At 74.6% G+C, this 16,562-nt stretch carries 16 protein-coding genes and 1 pseudogene; 8 read left to right on the forward strand and 9 right to left on the reverse strand.

The window, feature by feature from the left end:
- Positions 1–35: 35 nt before the first annotated feature.
- The 7 genes from ACZ58X_RS17230 to ACZ58X_RS17260 all read right to left on the reverse strand — a co-directional run bounded on the left by ACZ58X_RS17230 (position 36) and on the right by ACZ58X_RS17260 (position 9,080).
- Positions 36–1,361 (reverse strand): M1 family metallopeptidase, encoded by a 1,326-nt coding sequence (locus tag ACZ58X_RS17230; RefSeq protein ID WP_470334459.1) that lies wholly within the window; start codon positions 1,359–1,361, stop codon positions 36–38.
- A gap of 62 nt (positions 1,362–1,423) precedes the next feature.
- Positions 1,424–5,350, reverse strand: a complete 3,927-nt coding sequence (locus ACZ58X_RS17235; protein ID WP_470334460.1) for a Pls/PosA family non-ribosomal peptide synthetase — start codon at positions 5,348–5,350, stop codon at positions 1,424–1,426.
- 405 nt (positions 5,351–5,755) lie between these two features.
- Positions 5,756–6,622, reverse strand: coding sequence for an NmrA family NAD(P)-binding protein (locus tag ACZ58X_RS17240; protein ID WP_470334461.1), 867 nt, complete (start codon positions 6,620–6,622; stop codon positions 5,756–5,758).
- Entirely contained in the window at positions 6,619–7,122 is a 504-nt protein-coding gene (locus tag ACZ58X_RS17245; RefSeq protein WP_470334462.1) for a hypothetical protein, read from the reverse strand. Before ACZ58X_RS17245 ends, ACZ58X_RS17240 begins: the two co-directional genes overlap by 4 nt.
- Before the next feature lie 156 nt (positions 7,123–7,278).
- Positions 7,279–7,800, reverse strand: a complete 522-nt coding sequence (locus tag ACZ58X_RS17250) for a MarR family winged helix-turn-helix transcriptional regulator (protein WP_470334463.1) — start codon at positions 7,798–7,800, stop codon at positions 7,279–7,281.
- A 565-nt stretch (positions 7,801–8,365) separates the two neighbouring features.
- The gene (locus ACZ58X_RS17255) at positions 8,366–8,500 is read right to left on the reverse strand and encodes a hypothetical protein (protein ID WP_470334464.1); all 135 of its coding nucleotides are present in this window, start codon (positions 8,498–8,500) and stop codon (positions 8,366–8,368) included.
- 88 nt (positions 8,501–8,588) lie between these two features.
- The gene (locus ACZ58X_RS17260; RefSeq protein WP_470334465.1) at positions 8,589–9,080 is read right to left on the reverse strand and encodes a YcxB family protein; all 492 of its coding nucleotides are present in this window, start codon (positions 9,078–9,080) and stop codon (positions 8,589–8,591) included.
- A 289-nt stretch (positions 9,081–9,369) separates the two neighbouring features.
- Here ACZ58X_RS17260 and ACZ58X_RS17265 point away from each other — a divergent pair.
- A pseudogene (locus ACZ58X_RS17265) lies at positions 9,370–9,561 on the forward strand (hypothetical protein); the annotation flags it as partial.
- A gap of 123 nt (positions 9,562–9,684) precedes the next feature.
- Entirely contained in the window at positions 9,685–10,680 is a 996-nt protein-coding gene (locus tag ACZ58X_RS17270) for a hypothetical protein (RefSeq protein WP_470334466.1), read from the forward strand.
- A 67-nt stretch (positions 10,681–10,747) separates the two neighbouring features.
- Here the strand turns inward: ACZ58X_RS17270 and ACZ58X_RS17275 are convergent, their stop codons facing one another.
- Together ACZ58X_RS17275 and ACZ58X_RS17280 are read right to left on the reverse strand one after the other, a co-directional pair.
- Positions 10,748–11,956 carry a response regulator gene (locus ACZ58X_RS17275; RefSeq protein WP_470334467.1) on the reverse strand — a complete coding sequence of 403 codons (1,209 nt, stop codon included), beginning with the start codon at positions 11,954–11,956 and terminating at the stop codon, positions 10,748–10,750.
- A gap of 139 nt (positions 11,957–12,095) precedes the next feature.
- Complete coding sequence (locus tag ACZ58X_RS17280) at positions 12,096–12,371, reverse strand: hypothetical protein (RefSeq protein WP_470334468.1); 276 nt, start codon at positions 12,369–12,371, stop codon at positions 12,096–12,098.
- Between the two features lie 264 nt (positions 12,372–12,635).
- On the opposite strand from ACZ58X_RS17280, the gene ACZ58X_RS17285 reads away from it, so the two are divergent.
- The 6 genes from ACZ58X_RS17285 to ACZ58X_RS17310 all read left to right on the forward strand — a co-directional run bounded on the left by ACZ58X_RS17285 (position 12,636) and on the right by ACZ58X_RS17310 (position 16,411).
- Positions 12,636–13,442, forward strand: coding sequence for a pyrroline-5-carboxylate reductase family protein (locus tag ACZ58X_RS17285; protein WP_470334469.1), 807 nt, complete (start codon positions 12,636–12,638; stop codon positions 13,440–13,442).
- Positions 13,443–13,647: 205 nt separating this feature from the next.
- A complete protein-coding gene (locus ACZ58X_RS17290; protein ID WP_470334470.1) occupies positions 13,648–14,421 on the forward strand; it encodes a DUF4232 domain-containing protein in 774 nt (257 codons plus the stop codon).
- A gap of 66 nt (positions 14,422–14,487) precedes the next feature.
- Entirely contained in the window at positions 14,488–14,616 is a 129-nt protein-coding gene (locus ACZ58X_RS17295; protein WP_470334471.1) for a hypothetical protein, read from the forward strand.
- Positions 14,617–14,654: 38 nt separating this feature from the next.
- The gene (locus tag ACZ58X_RS17300; RefSeq protein ID WP_470334472.1) at positions 14,655–15,215 is read left to right on the forward strand and encodes a hypothetical protein; all 561 of its coding nucleotides are present in this window, start codon (positions 14,655–14,657) and stop codon (positions 15,213–15,215) included.
- A gap of 147 nt (positions 15,216–15,362) precedes the next feature.
- A complete protein-coding gene (locus tag ACZ58X_RS17305; RefSeq protein WP_470334473.1) occupies positions 15,363–15,929 on the forward strand; it encodes a dihydrofolate reductase family protein in 567 nt (188 codons plus the stop codon).
- A 104-nt stretch (positions 15,930–16,033) separates the two neighbouring features.
- Positions 16,034–16,411: a bleomycin resistance protein gene (locus tag ACZ58X_RS17310; RefSeq protein ID WP_470334474.1), complete on the forward strand. Its 378-nt coding sequence runs from the start codon at positions 16,034–16,036 to the stop codon at positions 16,409–16,411.
- The last annotated feature ends 151 nt before the right edge of the window (positions 16,412–16,562 follow it).

Genomic DNA, 16,562 nt, shown 5'->3' on the forward strand with positions numbered 1-16,562 from the left:
AGCCCAACCGGCCCGGGAACCGGCCGAATATCCGCTCAGCCCGGCAGTGGCGGCAGCTCCGGCCGCTCCAGCCACGCCTCGAACAGCGGGCCGAGCGGGGCCGTGGTGTACCGGGACGCGTGTGCGAGGAGGTCGCCGGTGGTGACCACGCCGTGCCGGTTGACGCCGGCCCAGTCCCGCAGCATCGCGAAGAACGCATCCTCGCCGAGCGCCCGCCGCAGCGCGTGCACCACCAGGCCGCCGCGCTGGTACAGCCGGTCGTCGAACATCAGCCGGCGGCCCGGGTCGCCGAGCCGGAGGTCCTGCGGCAGCCCGGCCAGCAGCCGGTGCGCGGCGGCGGCGTGCACGGCCGCGGCCGGGCCGCCGGTGTGCTCGGACCAGAGCCACTCCGCGTACTTGGCGAAGCCCTCGTTCAGCCAGATGTGCCGCCAGTCGGCGATCGTGACGCTGTTGCCGAACCACTGGTGGGCCAGTTCGTGGGCGATCAGCCGCTCCCGCTCCCAGCCGCCGCCGAGGTGGTTGGTGCCGAAGGTGGCCACGCCCTGCGCCTCCACCGGGACGTCCAGTTCCTCGTCCGCGACCACCACCGCGTACTCGCCGAACGGGTACGGCCCGAAGACCTCGGCGAAGTGGGCCATCATCTCGGGCTGCCGGGCGAAGTCCCGGGTGAAGTCCCCGGCCAGCCGCTCCGGCACGTACCCGGTCTGCGGCACCGACGGCCGGGCGGCCAGCGGCACCGCCCGGTAGTGCCCGATCGAGACCGTCACCAGGTACGGCGAGGTCGGCGCGCTCTGCTCGTACACCCAGGTGGTGCTGGACGCCCGGGTGGTCCGGGTGAGCAGCCGTCCGCCGCTCAGCACCGTGAACGGGGACGGCGTGGTGACCGCCACCTGGTACGTCGCCTTGTCCGCGGGCCGGTCGTTGCACGGGAACCAGGACGGCGCGCCGACCGGCTGGCTGGCCACCAGCGCGCCCTCGGTCAGCTCCTCCCAGCCCAGGCCGCCCCACGGGCTGCGCACCGGGCGGGGGTTGCCGGTGTAGTGCACCTCGACGGTGAACGCCGCACCGGTCGCGAGGGCCTTCGCCGGGCGGATCCGCAGCTTGCCGCCGCGGTGGGTGTAGCGGGCGGCCCGGCCGTCGACCAGCACCCGCCCGATCCGGAACTCGGCCAGGTCGAGCGCGAACTCGGCCAGGGCCGCGTCCGCGACCGCGCTCAGCCGGGCCGAGGCGGCCAGCCGGTTGGGCCCGGGCCGGTAGTCCAGCGCGAGTTCGTAGCGGTGCACCCGGTAGCGGTGGTCGCCGCTGTGGGGGAAGTACGGGTCCGGACCGGCGGCGGCCGGCGGGGCGTGCTTGGGCTTCACGGGGGCGGGCGCTTCCTGCGGGCCGGGACGGGTGGGGGTGGTCGTACCAGGGGGAGGGGTGGTCACGACGTGGTCTGCCACGCCTCGATGGGGTTGCCCAGCCACCGCGTGTCCGCGGGGACGGACTCGGCCCGCATCACCAGCGAGGCCGGGCCCAGCGTGCTGCGCTCGCCCACCGTGCTGCCGGGCAGCACGATCCCGCCCGGGCCCAGGGTGGCGCCCTCGCGGAGGACCACAGTATCCATCCGCATGATCCGGTCGTGGAAGAGGTGGGTCTGCACCACGCAGCCCCGGTTCACGCTGACCCCGTCGCCGAGGGTGACCAGGTCAGCCTCCGGCAGCCAGTAGCTCTCGCACCACACGCCGTGCCCGACCTTGGCGCCGAGCGCGCGCAGCCAGAGGTTCAGCACCGGGGTGCCGGGCACCGCGCCGACCAGCCAGGGCACCGCCAGCACCTCGACGAAGGTGTCGGCGAGCTCGTTGCGCCACACGAAGCCGCTCCACAGCGGGTGCTCCACCGCCCGGAACCGGCCGACCAGCAGCCACTTCGCGGCCACCGCCACCAGGCAGGCCACCCCGCCCGCCGCCAGCAGCACCAGGCCGGACAGCAGCGCCGCCGCCAGCGGGGAGCCGTCCGCCAGCCAGGCTAGCGCCGCCACGGTCAGCAGGCCCAGCGCCCCCGAGGCGAGCACCGGCAGCAGCCGGGCCAGCTCGACCAGCCCGCGCGCCCAGCGCAGCCGGGCCGGCGGCTCGTAGGTCAGGCTCTGGTCCGCCCGGTCGGCCGCGCGCGGCAGCCGCACCGGCGGCATGCCCAGGTAGGAGCTGCCCTTCTTCGCCTTCGCCGGCGTCGCCGACAGCACGCCGACCAGGCCCCGCTTGGGCACCGAGCGGCCCGGCGCGGTCATCCCCGAGTTGCCGAGGAAGGCCCGGTCGCCGACCTTCGCCTCGCCCAGGCGCATCCAGCCGCCGCCCAGCTCGTACGGGGCGATCAGGGTGTCGTCGGCCAGGAACGCGCCGTCCCCGACGGTGGTGAGGCTGGGCAGCGCCAGCACCGTGGACACCTCGGCACCCCGGCCGACCCGCATCCCCAGCGCCCGCAGCCACAGCGGGGTGACCAGTCCGGCGTACAGCGGGAAGAGCACCTCGCGGGCCCGGTCCATCAGCTGGCTGACCGTCCACGCCTGCCAGCTGACCCGGCCGTGCAGCGGGTGCACCCCGGGCACCAGACCGGTGCTCAGTGCCCGGACCAGTACCACCAGCTGCGCCGCGTACAGCGTGCCGTACGCCAGGGTGGCGGGCAGCAGGCCGAGCAGGGCGCCGCCGAGGGCCGCACCGAGGTCCGCGCCCTGCTCGACGAACCGGGAGAGCACGGCGAGGGCGGCCGCGGCGGGCAGCACCGGTAGCAGGCCGATGAGGGCGTCGCCGGCGCCGTACAGCGCGGCCCAGACGGGTCGGCGCACGGGGGCCTCCGTCGGCCAGGACCACTCGGCCCGGCCCAGCTTGACGGCGGGCGCCCCGCCCCAGCGCTGGCCGGTCGGCACCTGGCCGGTGACGCTGGAGCCGGGCAGCACCTGGGCGCGCTTGCCGATCCGGGCACCGGGCAGCAGCGTCGAACGGGTGCCGACCACCGCGTCGGCGCCGACCTTGATCTGGCCGACCTCCAGCCGGTCGCCGTCCAGCCAGTAGCCGGACAGGTCGACCTCGGCCTCGACGGCGCAGCCCCGGCCCAGCTTGAGCATCCCGGTCACCGGCGGCAGCGAGTGGAGGTCCACCTCCTTCGCGACCTTGGCGCCCAGCACCCGGGCGTAGGGGACCAGCCAGGCGCCGGACAGCTCGGTCGCACCGCTCAGCTCGGTGAGCCGCTCGGCCGCCCACAGCCGCAGGTGCACGGCGCCGCCGCGCGGGTAGCGGCCGGGGCGCAGGCCGCGCAGCAGCAGCCGGGCGCCGCCGGCCCCGATCGCGAGCCGGCCCGGCGAGCTGTACAGCAGCAGCGCGCCCGCACCGACCGCCCACCAGGAGGCGGTGGGCGCCCACGGGTAGTCGCCGACGTGCGCGAGGAGGTTCCCGGCGGCCAGCAGGGCGACCGTCCAGCGCAGGCCGACCACGGTGAACAGCGGGACCAGCAGGAGCAGCTGGAGCAGCTTGGCCCTGGTCGGCACCAGGGTGACGGTACGGGCCTCGCCGTCGGCGGTGGCCGTGCGCTCCAGGTGGCGGGCGAGCTTGCGCAGCGTCGGGTGCTGGTAGATGTCCAGCACTGCGGCGTTCGGGTAACGGGTGCGCAGCAGGGTGGTCAGCCGGGCGGCGGCCAGGCTGCCGCCGCCGATGGCGAAGAAGTCGTCCCGGGCCCCGGCCACCTGCACGCCGAGGATCTCCGACCACTGCTCGGCCAGCCAGGCCTCGGTGCCGTACAGCCGCTCGCCCGGCCCGGCGGCCTCCAGCTCGGGCAGCGGCCAGGGCAGGGCGTTGCGGTCGACCTTGCCGGAGGTGCGGGTGGGCAGGGTGTCGACCGGGGCGAGCAGCGGCACCAGGGCGGCGGGCAGCTCGGCGCGCAGCCGCTCCACGGCCCGCTCGCGGTCGAAGCCGTCCTGGACCACGAGGTAGCCGACCAGCAGCTGGTTGCCGCCGCGCGCGGTCCGCACGGCCGCGGCCGCACCGGCCACACCGGGCAGCGCCTGCAGCGCGGCGTCCACCTCGCCGAGCTCGATCCGGCGCCCGCCGAGCTTGATCTGCTCGTCGGTGCGGCCGAGGAACAGCAGGCCGGCCGGGTCGGCCTGGACCAGGTCACCGCTGCGGTAGGCGCGCTCCCAGCCCAGCGAGGGCAGCGGGGCGTACTTCTCGGCGTCCTTCTCCGGGTCGAGGTAGCGGGCCAGGCCGACCCCGCCGATCACCAGCTGCCCGGTGCCGCCGGGGGCGACCGGCTGCCCGGCCTCGTCGACCACGGCGAGGTCCCAGCCGTCCAGCGGCAGGCCGATCCGGACCGGGCCGTCACCGGTCAGCAGGGCGGCGCAGGCGACCACGGTGGCCTCGGTCGGGCCGTAGGTGTTCCACACCTCGCGGCCCTCGGTGACCAGGCGCTGCACCAGCTCGGGCGGGCAGGCCTCGCCGCCGAAGATCAGCAGCCGGACCTCGTTGAGCGCCTCCGCCGGCCACAGCGCGGCCAGGGTCGGGACGGTGGAGACCACGGTGATCTCCTGCTCGGCCAGCCAGGGGCCCAGGTCGGCGCCGCTGCGCACCTGGGAGCGGGGGACGGGCACCAGGCAGGCGCCGTGCCGCCAGGCCAGCCACATCTCCTCGCAGGAGGCGTCGAAGGCGACCGACAGGCCGGCCATCACCCGGTCGCCGGGGCCGATCGGCTCCTCCTGGAGGAAGAGCGCGGCCTCGGCGTCGACGAAGGCGGCGGCGTTGCGGTGGGTGACCGCGACGCCCTTGGGCTTGCCGGTCGAGCCGGAGGTGAAGATGATCCAGGCGTCGTCGGCGGGGGAGGGGCGGCGCTCCGGGGCGGGCGCGCGCTCCGCGGTGCCGCTCAGGGCGCGCCCGGCGCCGAGGACGGCGGCCACGGCGGCCTCGCCGAAGACCAGCTGGGCGCGCTCGTCCGGGTCCTCGGCGTCCACCGGGACGTAGGCGGCGCCGGCCGCGAGTACGGCGAGGATCGAGACGTACAGGTCGTTGGTGCCGGAGGGCACCCGGACGCCGACCCGGTCGCCCGGGCCGATCCCGGCGGCGGACAGGCGACGGCGCAACTGCTCGACCTCGGCGGCCAGGGCCCGGTAGCTGAGCACGGTGCGGCCGTCGTCGAGGGCCGGCTCGTCGGGGTGGGCGCGCACGGTGGCGTCCAGCACGTCGACCAGGGTGCGCGGGGCGGCGGCCGGGCGGCCGGGGAACAGGGCCCGGGGCGGCGCGGGCCGCGGCGGCGTGGAGTCCGTCACCGGCTCCGGCGCGGGCCGCGGCGGCGTGGCGTTCTGCTTCGGGTGGCTCGGTTCAGCGGTCATGGCAGGCCGTGCGCTCCTCTGTCCTCGCCCCGTTCCTACCGATGTCCGGCCCCTGGGGCGGCGGGATCACCTGTTCGACGGGTGACCCCGCTCCGGGGCCGGAACGGACAACCCGACCGATGGTAGCCCCGGGGCGGCGAACCGGCAGTGGGCCGCAGAAGGCCCAACTTGGCCTTGAACGGCCGAATCTGACGTCATATCAGGCAACAACTGATGCCCGTTCGTATTGATGTGACGACGCGTCAGTCGAATTGACGGATCGTCAGATCGATTTTCCGATCGTGACCCACGCCACAGGAAATGCTGCTCCATCCGGGTGGCGGGCCGGGGCCGGGGTGGTGCCGGGCCCGGCCCGCCGGGGGTGGACGGTCTGTGGAAGGTGGACGGTCAGTGGAAGCCGGACGGTCAGTGGAAGAGGTGCAGGTGCTCGTCGAGGAAGGCCGCCAGGCTGCGCGGGGAGCGCCCGGTCAGGCGGGTGAAGGTGTCGTCCGGCACCTCCTTGCGGACCACCGCCAGCTGCTGGATCTCCACCACGTGGGCGGCCAGCCAGTCCGGCATCCCGGCCCGGCCGACCAGGTGGGCGTGCAGTTCGCCGGGCGCCAGGTCCAGGTAGCGGACCGGCCGGCCCAGCAGCTCGCCCAGCAGGGCGGCGAGCTCCGGGTAGCTGTAGGCGCGCCCGCCGGTGAGCGGGTAGCTGCCGCCGGCCAGCTCCGGGCGGGTCAGCACCTCCGCCGCGGCGTCGCCGATGTCCCGGACGTCCACGTAGTTGCACCGGGCCTGCCCCATCGCGCCGTGCAGCACCCCGCCGGCCGCCACGCCGGGCGCCAGCAGCAGCAGTTTCTGCAGGAAGGCGTACGGCCGCAGGACGGTCGTGGTGACGCGCAGCGACCGCAGGTGCTCCTCGATCAGGTGGTGGCCCCGGGAGACGGCGACCGGGGAGTCCGGTTCCGCGGCCGGGGCGGACACCTTGACGATGTGCGCCACGCCGCAGTCGACGGCCGCCTCGATCGCGGCCAGTTCGTACTGCACCTGGCGCGGGCCGTTGGCCATGGTGAGGAACAGCTGGTGCGCGCCCTGGAACGCCCGGCGCAGTGAGGCCGGGTCGGCGGCGTCGGCCGGGAGGGTGGTGGTCCGGGCGAGCGTGTGGTCGTCCAGCGCGGCGGCCAGTCGGGCGGGGTCGCGGCTGAGGGCGCGGGTCGGTGCGCCGAGGGCGGCCAGGCTGCGCAGGGTGGCGCCGCCGGTGGCGCCACCGGCGCCCATGATGACGATCATGACGTCTGCCTTTCGGGTCGGGGGGTGGTGGTGCTGGTGTTGGTGGGGAACCGGTGCTGCGGCACCCGGGTGGGCCGGCTGCCGCGCCAGCGCCAGGTGGTGATGGTCCCGGCGATCGCCGAGGAGACCGGCAGGTCGATGGGCAGCCGCCGTGGCCAGGGGCTGGCGGCGAGCGGCGGGAGGTGCGGGAGCCAGCGGGCGGCGGCGAGGCCGACGGCGAGGCCGAGGGCTGCGGCGAGCAGTCCGGAGGCGGCGGCCGCGAGCGCCCGGGGCGTCCGGGGCGGCGTGGTCCGGGCCGGGCGGCGGCGGAGCGCGGCGCCGAGCACGGCGGCCACCAGGGCGGAGGTGCCGCCGATGGTGGTGAAGGCGGCGAGGATCAGCTGGGGCTGCCGGGTGACGGCGCCGCCGATCCCGGCGCTGACGGCGGGCATCGCGTAGGAGGTCAGGACCTCCCGCCAGAGGACGAAGGGCGAGGGTGCCCCGGGGGCCTTCTTGCTCACGGTTGCTCCTCGATGGATCTGGTGAGGTGCCTAAGTATTTGTACTTAGGTACCTAACTATTGGGGTGAAGAAAAGGCGGACCGCTCGGCGGCCCGCCGCGGGCTCGGGTGGCGCCTGCCGCCCTCGGGGCGGGGTGTCGGTCCTCGATGTGGGGCGTCAGTCCTCGGTGAGGGCGTCGATGCCCGCGACGATCCGGCCCAGCAGGTCCAGGAAGGTCGCGCGCTCCTCAACGCTGAGGCCGCCGACCATCGACTGCATCCGGGCGAAGTGCTCGGGGGCGAGTTCGCGCAGCCGGTCGGCGCCGCGCGCGGTCAGGATCACCACGTTGCCGCGACCGTCCTCGGTCGACGGCCGGCGGACCACCAGCCCCTCCCGCTCCAGCCCGTCGACCAGGCCGGTCACGGTCGCCCGGGAGACCCCGAGGGTCGCCGCGAGCTGGGACGGTGACTTCTCGCCGCCGTGGTCCTCCAGGTCCGCCAGTAGCCGGTACCGGCCGGTCGAGAGGCCGAACCGACCGAAGTGCGCCTCCCCGGCCTGCCCGAGCCGCGCCCCCGCCGCCATCAGCCGGGCCGCGACCAGGATCGCCTGCGGATCGGCCGACAGGCCGTAGCGGGCGATCTGCCGACGGGCCTGCTCAATGCTGGGGGCGGCGGGACCGGCCTCGGGGTGCTGCGTCATGAAAGTAATATGGCGCCTCATCAGATTCTGGTCAAGCCGCCCCGGTCGCCCGTGCCCGGGAGGCAGGCCGGGCGGCGGTGGCGCGGTAGGGCCCCTTCGGTCGGTCAGCGCCCGGTGGGCTCGACGGCGCCCGGCGTGGTGGCCGAAGTCCCCCGCGAGCTCCTTCACTTCCGCCACTCCGCGCCTGCTCGTCCGTCCGTCCGCTCGTCGGTGGCCGATTGTCGCGGCCACCGCCGACAGCGTACGGGCCGGCCGGGACCGCGGGGACGGGGGAGGCCCGCGGTCCCGGCCGTGGGAGGCACCGGCCGACGTGGGGGCGTGGCCGGTCTGCCCAGCAGCCCCGCAAGGGGGTGGTGGGGCTGCTGTGACCCGGAATGCTAGACCGGTCCGGGCCGCATGAACAGAGCTTTGACCTGCGAACTTTCGGCCGCGGACATGCCAGCGGGCCGGTGGGCCACCGCCGGTGGGCACAGCTCGGACGCGGGGACGCCGACGCCCGCCCGCTGCGCGCCGACACCTCCCGCCTGACCGCCCGGCAGCGCCGCTACCTGGACGCCGTGCGCCCCTACGACGACGTCTCCTCGGCCGGCCTGGACGCGGGGGAGTCGACCGACGACCACCTGACCGCCTGGATGGGCGAGATGCGACGGCCGGGCAGCAGTTCGCCGTCGTGCTCGACCAGCGCCGCAAGGCCGACCACGCCGCCACGGACGCGGACCAGGCCGTCCGCGGAGCGCCGGGGCCCTCGACCGCCGTGCGACCGCGCGGCTACTCCGTCCGACCGTGCCTCAGGAATGGCGCCGGGGCGGGCGGTAGTTTGGCCTGGACCCCAAAACCCGCAGCAGTTCGCCCAGTTCGTAGGGGTGGAACTCGCTCTTCGGTACGGCCACCGGAAGTTCACCGCGCGCATAGAGGTACAGGTGGTCCCGGTCGTCCGTGATCCGGGTGAAGCGCGACCAGGAGAACGCCTGCCGGAAGTTCCCCGTGGTGAAGGCGCAGCCGCTGTCGGCGAAGGTGATGGTCAGCGGGCCGGGGTACTCCGCCCGGTGGCGGGCGACGCGGAGCCTGGTGACGAACGACTGCCAGAAGGCGAGCAGCGGCGCGACCACCACCAGTGCCACGCCGAGCGCCAGCTGACCACCTGTCACCAACAGGGCGACGCCGCAGGCCGCGAGCACCGCGCAGCAGGCCCGGACCATCGCGAAGCGGCGCCGGTACGCCCGCCGTACCCCGCGGTACTCCTCGTCGGCCGTCAGCTCGTAGCTCACGTGGATGCTCACAGTCGCCCCCCGGTGGTTCGTCCACTGCCCCGTCGTCCCGGCATCCTGCCAGCAGCGGCGGCGGGCGCCAAGTGCTGCGGGCCGCAACGGGGTTCGGTGATCAGGAGCGGGACGGTCCCGCAGGTCCGGACACGGCCGCGGAGAGACGGGCGGCCAGGGCGGCGACCGCAGCCCGGAGTTCCGGCCCGCCCTCGACCCGGAACGGGAACGGGACGGCCGCCGGCCGTTCCTGGGCGTACATCTCCGGGGGCTGCGCGTCGGGCGGCGTAGGCGGGTGTCGGATCATCAGGTCCCGGTCGTGGTGGTCTGCCCGGAGTTCACCCCGCAGCAGGCCCGGGAGTGGATCGCCGCCGGCGAGGCCCCGGAACTCGCCCGGGCCGACCACGTCGACTTCGTCGACATCGACTCCGGCCACTGGCCCATGTTCACCCGGCCCGCCGAACTCGCCCACCTCCTCGACGGGATGACGCCCCGAAGCTGATCGCGACCGCGCTCCGGTGGCGGCACGGGGTCGGCGCCCGGCATCCGGTATCACCCCACCCGTGGGGTGCGTTCTGCGGCAGGATGTCGGCGTCGTCCCGCCCGAGCTGAGGAGCGCCCCTTCATGCGCCGTGCTTCCATGGCCGCCTCCGCCTCCGCCTCCGCCTCCGCCGTCACCTCCGCCTGCGTCACCGCGGCACTGGCGGCCGTCACGATGCTGTCCGGCTGCTCCTCCTCGGTGGCGGATCGGGACCACGGCGCGGAGGTGGGACTCATCCTGTGTGCGTCGGAAGGCACCGATCCCGTCCTGGGCGGTCGGATACGAACGGACCGGTGCGCGATATCGGTCGACAACCGTTCTCCCCGGATGCTGGCGTACACGATCGACCTCGCCTGCACGAGTGCGGAGCGCCATGCCTTCGATGCCGGCCGCATGCTCTACTACGTGCCGCCCGGTCGGCACACCATCGCCGCCGACGGCATCCTGGACAGCGTCACCGATCGCGATCTGGCCTGTCACATCGGTCCGGTGAGCGCCCAGGAGCTGACTCCGGAGGACGGCAGGCCGGAGCCGGCGGCGTCCCCCGACGGTGTGCTGGCAGCCGCGCTGGAGCGGCAGGGAACGGGTGGTGGTTCCGGTCCGGTCGGCGCGGGGGCGTCGTCGCCGGCGTCCGCCGGGGCGCCGGCCGTTGCGCGGGCCGAGGCCTCCGCTGCGGCATCGGCATCGGCATCGGCGTCTGCCTCGGCGTCCGCGTCGGCGGCTGCGTCCGCCTCGGCTCCCGCGGCTGCCGTCAGGACGGCGGCAGCGCAGCGGAAGGCGCTCGCCCAGGCCTACACGGTCGGCGACTACAGCGTCAGGATGAGCCCGGCGAACCCCGCCGACACCATGACCGTTGACCTCCTCCTCGATGTGACCTCGCACGATCCGAACACCGGGCTCGCCAGGCAGTTCGGCATCGTCGTCACGCTGCTGAACGTGGACGGCTCCGTGAACGCCGAGGGCACGGTGTGCGCCGAACTCCTGGGCGGTGACTCCCAGCGGCTCGAGTTCAGCCCTGGCCGGGGAACGACGGACTGGACGACCGCGCGCGTCACCCGTAGCCCCACCGCACCGTGCTGACCGTCCCAGCCGGCAGCCCGACCACGAGGGCTCTGCCCGGACAGGGCGGCTCGGCCCGAAGGTGTGGTCAGAGCGGCTGGTGCGGGGGAGCGGGCGCGGGGGTGGAGGGCAGGAGCCAGTCGGTGGTGGCGTGCGGGGGCCGGTCCGCGGGGGCGGGGCGGGGGGTGCCGCGGTAGCTCAGGTACATGCCGGTCAGGGCGGTGACCTTGGCGCGCAGCAGCCAGGGGTCGAAGGGCTTGACGATGAAGTCGACCGCCCCGGCGTCGTAGCCGCGCAGGGTGTTCTCCGGGTCGGAGCCGATCGCGGTGACGAAGATGATCGGGATGTCGCGGGTCTGTGCGCGGCCCTTGATCTGGGCCGCGGTCGCATAGCCGTCCATGCCGGGCATCTGCACGTCCAGGACGATGACGGCGATGTCGTTGTGCTGGAGCAGTGCTTTGAGCGCGTCCGGACCGGAGGTGACGGCCAGGACGTCCCAGTCGGCGGCCGCGAGGACGGCCTCCAGGGCCACCAGGTTCGCGGGCTGGTCGTCGACCACCAGGACCCTGGGCCGACCGGTGACGGTCGGGACGGCGGTCGCGGTGATGGCCGCCTCGATCCGCAGCGGGTCCTCGCCGGCCTGCTGCTCCGCTGCGATCAGCTGGCGTTCCAGCAGCTCGCAGCGGGCCTCGGCGGCCAGCCGGCGCCGGAGCGCCTCGCCCAACTCGGTCTCCAGCCGGGCGACTTCCTTCTCCAGGTCCTGCTTCTCCAGGAGCAGGTCCGCGCGGTCGTCGACGTAGACGGCGATCTCGTCCGCACGGGCGCGCTCCCGCGCCCAGTCGCTCTCCAACTGGTTGAGGCGCAGTTCCAGATCGGCGATGCGGTGGTTCTTGTCGAGCAGGGCGTCGCCCAGGACGTCGCTGTGGGCGGCCGAGCGCCGCGACAGCCGGTCGGCCTCGGCCAGTTGGAACTGCAGCTGCTGTACGGCGTGGCCCACCGAGGCACTGGTCCGCAGCGCAGTCGCGTGCAGGGAACGGAGCAGCTCGACGGTCTCCAGGGTCGCGACGGTGCCCCGGTCCGCACCCACGTCGGTGAGCAGGTCCTGGACGAACTGCCAGGACGGGATCCGCTGCCCGGACAGGTAGCGGGACAGTGCTCCCGGGCTCAGGTGCCGGCGCGAGCTGTAGCGGCGCACCGACACCGTGGGCCACAGCCCGGCGAACAGGCTGCGCAGGGCCTCGGCGAAGGCACGGCACTCCTCGTTCAGATCGGGGCTCAGCGGCTGCAGGTTCCCCACCCGGTCACCCCCGGCGTCCTACGGGCTCCACCACGGCACCATCCTCGCAGTCTCGGTGTATCGGTGTATCGGAGTGTGGGTTGGTCGGTTCGGTCGCGGCCCGGGAACCGGGGAGCCCGGGGCCCGGGCCGCGCCGGCGTCAGGACGTGGGCGCCGTTCCGGCCGGTCCCGTTCCGGCGGGCTCCGTTCCGGCCGGGGCCCGTTCGGCCGGAGCCTTCTCGGCGGGCTCCTGCTCCGGACCGGCGACGAGCCGGTCGACGAAGGGCACGCCGACGCCGAAGGCCCCGGCACCGTACAGCACGCACTGGGCCGCGTGCACGCCCCCAGCGGCGGCCAGCACGCCCGCGCCTATCCCCGTGAGCACGCCGATCAGCAGGACCAGGGTCGCCCTGGTCGACAGCAGCGCACGCCGCACCGTGAACCTCCTCGATCCGTGGCGGCCTCCGCCGACCACGACCTTCCCGCCAGTCGGACCGAGCTGACGGTGCGTCACAGCATGGACAGTCCGGCCCCCGTTGCGCCCCCGTTTCCGGGGCGGCAACACTGATCGGCAACACGGGCGGCAACACGGGGCGGTGGCGTGGGTCGCGCGTTCGGGCCCTCGGCGCTGCGGCCGGTGATCGGTGATCGGTGATCGGTGGCCGGAGACCGGTGATCGGCATCTGGGATGCTTGCGGCCATGAGCGAGCTTCGAACGGTGGGAATCGTCGGCATGGGCCGCATGGGCCGGACCTTGGCGGCGGCTTTCGGCCGGGCCGTCGGGCCGGGCGGCCTCCACGCCGGCGGGCGCTCCGCCGCGAGCGTCGAGCGGTTCGAGCGGGCCGTCCCCGGTGCGCGGATCACGTCCGTGCGGGAGCTGCCCGGCGCCGCGGCGCTGATCGTCCTGTGCACGCCGCAGTCGGCCCTGCCCGCCGTCGTGGACGAACTGCGACCCGGACTGACCGCTGACCACGTCGTGGTCACCATCAGCAACCGGCAGCCGCTGTCCGCGCTGGCCGAGGCCGTGCCGGGCCCGGTGGCCAAGCTGATCCCCAGCGCGGGCAACGAGATCGGCACCGGTGCGACGCTCCTGGTGCCCGGGCCCGGGATGACCGAGGCGACGACCGCGAGCCTCCTGGGGCTGCTGCGCTCGTTCTCCACCCCGTTCGTCATCGGCGAGGAGCAGGGCCGCGCCGCGACCGACCTGGCGTCCTGCGGCCCGGCGCTGCTGGCCGAGGCCGCGGCGTCGATGGTCCGGGCCCGGTGCGAGCGCGGGGCCCCGCTGTCGAGGGAGCTGGCGGAGCGGCTCGTCATGTGCAGCCTGGAGGCGGCGGGCCGCCTGGTCGGCGGCGGCGCCACGCCGGCCGAGGTGATCGAGCGGGTGGCCGTACCAGGCGGCAACACCGCCGCCGGGATCGCCGCGGCCCGCGAGGGCCTCGACGCGGCGTGGCGCGCTGCCTTCCGGGCGACGCGGGAGAACGAGCTGTCCGACCGGCAGCCGCACTGACGGCGGGCCGCGAGGGCCCGCAACCCCTCCTCGGTGTCCCGTTTCGGCGTTCCAGGGGTGCCTCGTTCCCACAGGTCAGAGGCCTTTTCGCCGTTCCAGTGTCCCCAGTGGGGCGTGCGGTCTGGCGGTTGGGACGGACCGTTGCGCAGGCTTCGGTCATCCGGTCGACGAACGGTTCGACCGCTTGCCGAAGGGGACCGAGCAGATGTCCGTCCGTACCTCCCGCACCTCCCGCACCCGGCTGGTCACCGCCGCCGTGGGCGTCGCGCTCGCCGCCCTGTCGGTCTCCGCCTGCACCGGCGACGGGGACGCCGGGGACATCGCGACGACGACCGGCCCGACCCTCCGGGCCACCGGATCCGGTTCGCCCTCGTCCGGCACGGCGGCGCCCGCCGCTCCGGCCGGTGGCGCCGGTGGCGCCGGTACCACCGGTGGAGCCGGCGGCACCGGAACGCCCTCGGCCGCCGGGTCCGCCTCCACCGGTGCGAAGCCCGGCGCGAACGCCCCCGCGCCCAAGTCGTCCGGCGGGCAGGCGTCGGAGGCGGCCAGGCCGGTGACCTGCACGGGCGACAACACCCGGACGACGGCCGCCCCGCTGAACCGCCCCGTGAACCACATGCTGCTCACGGTCACCAACACCGGCAGCGGCAGCTGCTACCTGCACGGCTACCCGGCGGTCCGGTTCGGGGAGGCCCAGTCCGTGCCCCCGGTGATCACCGACTCCAAGCCGCAGGCCGTCGTCACGCTCAAGCCCGGCGAGTCCGGCTTCGCCTCCGTGAACCTGTCCTCCACCGACGGCACCGACAGCACCAACGGCCACACGGTGAACTCCCTGGTCGTCTACTTCCACGGCCCCTCCGGGAACGAGAGCGTCGGCGCCGGGGCCCAGCCCTCGCTGCCCGCCAAGGGCGTCTACGTGGACGACTCCCTCAAGGTCACCTACTGGCAGCAGTCGATGGACGACGCCACCTCCTGGTGACACCCCGGCCAGGCCCTCCGGCGAGAGAACGAGAGCACGAGAGCACGAGAGCAAGGGACAACAACCATGCCCGGCACGCCCCGCAGGATCGCCCGGCTCCTGGTCGTCCGCGTCGGCGCGGCCCTCCGGATCCTCGTCCTCGGCGCCCCGGTGGACCCGGACCTCTCCTGCGAGGCCGGCCTCGCCCGGCACTGACGGTGCGCCGCGACACCCACCCCTACCTCCGAGCCCCCATGGCACTACGGACAGCCGTCACCGTCGAGCGGGCGGCGAGCGGGATCTGGCGGGAGGCCGGGAACGCGTCCTTCAACCGCTACGTCTTCGGTCGGCCCTGGCCGGACCACGCCGAGGCGAAGGCCCGTGACCTGATCGCCGCGTGGACGCGCTCGCGGCCCGACCTGGTGATCGCCGAGTGCAGCGACCCGGGTGCGCAGCTCCCGTGGTTCTTCCGTGGGCCGCCGGCGCCCGCAGCGCGAGCCGTCCGACGCACCGTCGCGGAGTTCCGCACCGAGCTCCCGGCCGGGCTGGACCGGCCGCCCTCCGCCCGCCCGCTCGTCTACGTGAGCCTCGGCACCCTGACGACCAGGATGTCCGGCCTGCGCGGTACGGTCGCGGGCGGCCACCGGGAGATCACGGCGGCGGTCTGCGCGATCAGCGTCGTCGAGCACGTACCGCAGCCCGCGTTGCCGCGCCGGGCCGATCTGTTCGTGACGCACGGCGGCCGGGCCTCCCTGCTCGACGCGCTGTCCCGGCTGCCGACGCTCGAGCCGGCGGCGCTGCTGGACGGCGGGTGAGGCACGGGCGGCCGGACCGGCCGCGCCCGGCGAGGCCTGCCGTCGGCGGGGCTCGTCACCCACGACCGGTCCCGGGTCCGTGCGCCGATGAGCTTCCCGCGCCACGCTGGTCCTTACCCCGGACATCCACGGACGGAAGGCCGAACCATGCGGAAACTGATCTACGGCATGAACCTGACCCTGGACGGTTACGTCGCCGCGGCCGGCGACGACATCGGCTGGAGCGGACCGCCGAGCCCCGAGCTCTTCCAGTGGTGGCTGGAACTGGAGCAGGCGAGCGACCTGTCGCTGTACGGGCGCAAGCTGTGGGAGACGATGAGCTCCTTCTGGCCGACCGGCGACCAGCGGCCCGGCGCCACCCCGGCGGAGATCGAGTTCGCGCGGAACTGGCGGGACACGCCGAAGGTGGTGTTCTCCTCGACGATCGACGAGGTCGACTGGAACACCCGCGTGGTCACCGGCGACGCGATCGCCGAGATCACCCGGCTCAAGGCCGAGGACGGCGGCCCGATGAACATCGGCGGCGCAACGCTCGCCGGGGCCGCCATGCGCGCCGGGCTGATCGACGAGTACGTGATCGCCACCCATCCGGTCCTGGTGGGCGGCGGCACACCGTTCTTCACCGCGTTGGACGGCTGGGTGAACCTGAACCTGGTGGAGACGCGGACGTTCCCCGGGGGCGTGCTCCTGGCCAGGTACGAGAGGAGGCGCTGAGCAGTTCGAGCACCTCCTCCTCCCGTAGGTCGTGACAGGTGCCGAGCGCAACGGCCTGACGCCCTGTCAACACGCCGTTCCGAGGCGGCGGATAGGGTGGCGGCATGGATGAATACGCGGCTCCGGTCCTGCCGAGCCGGGACCTGGACGAGACCCAGGAGTTCTACGGGCGGCTCGGGTTCGAGCCCCGGGGCCGCTGGGACGGGCCGGACGGCTACCTGATCGTCGTCCGGGGCACGGTCGAACTGCACTTCCGCCATGAACCGGGGGTGGACCCGCTGGCCACCGCGGGCAGTTGCTACCTCCACGTCCGGGACGCGGACGCTTGGCACCGGGAGTGGGAACGGATCGGGGTTCCGGCCGACCCGGCCACCGGCAGCCGGCTGACGCCGGTGAACGGCACCGACCACCGGACGCGGGAGTTCGCCCTCGTCGACCGCAGCGGCAACCTGCTGCGCGTCGGCAGCCCGGCGGCCCGCTGAGACCTGCGGTCGTCGTTCTGCGGGGGAGTGCTGCTCGGGCGGACGACAACGGGACCGCCCGGTCGCCTCGACTCGGCTGAGTCGCTGCGACCGGGCGGTCCGGGGTGCGGGTCCGGGGTGCGGGCCCGGGGTTCGGGTCCGAGGTCTGGCC

Source organism: Kitasatospora sp. NPDC040550, assembly GCF_055594965.1.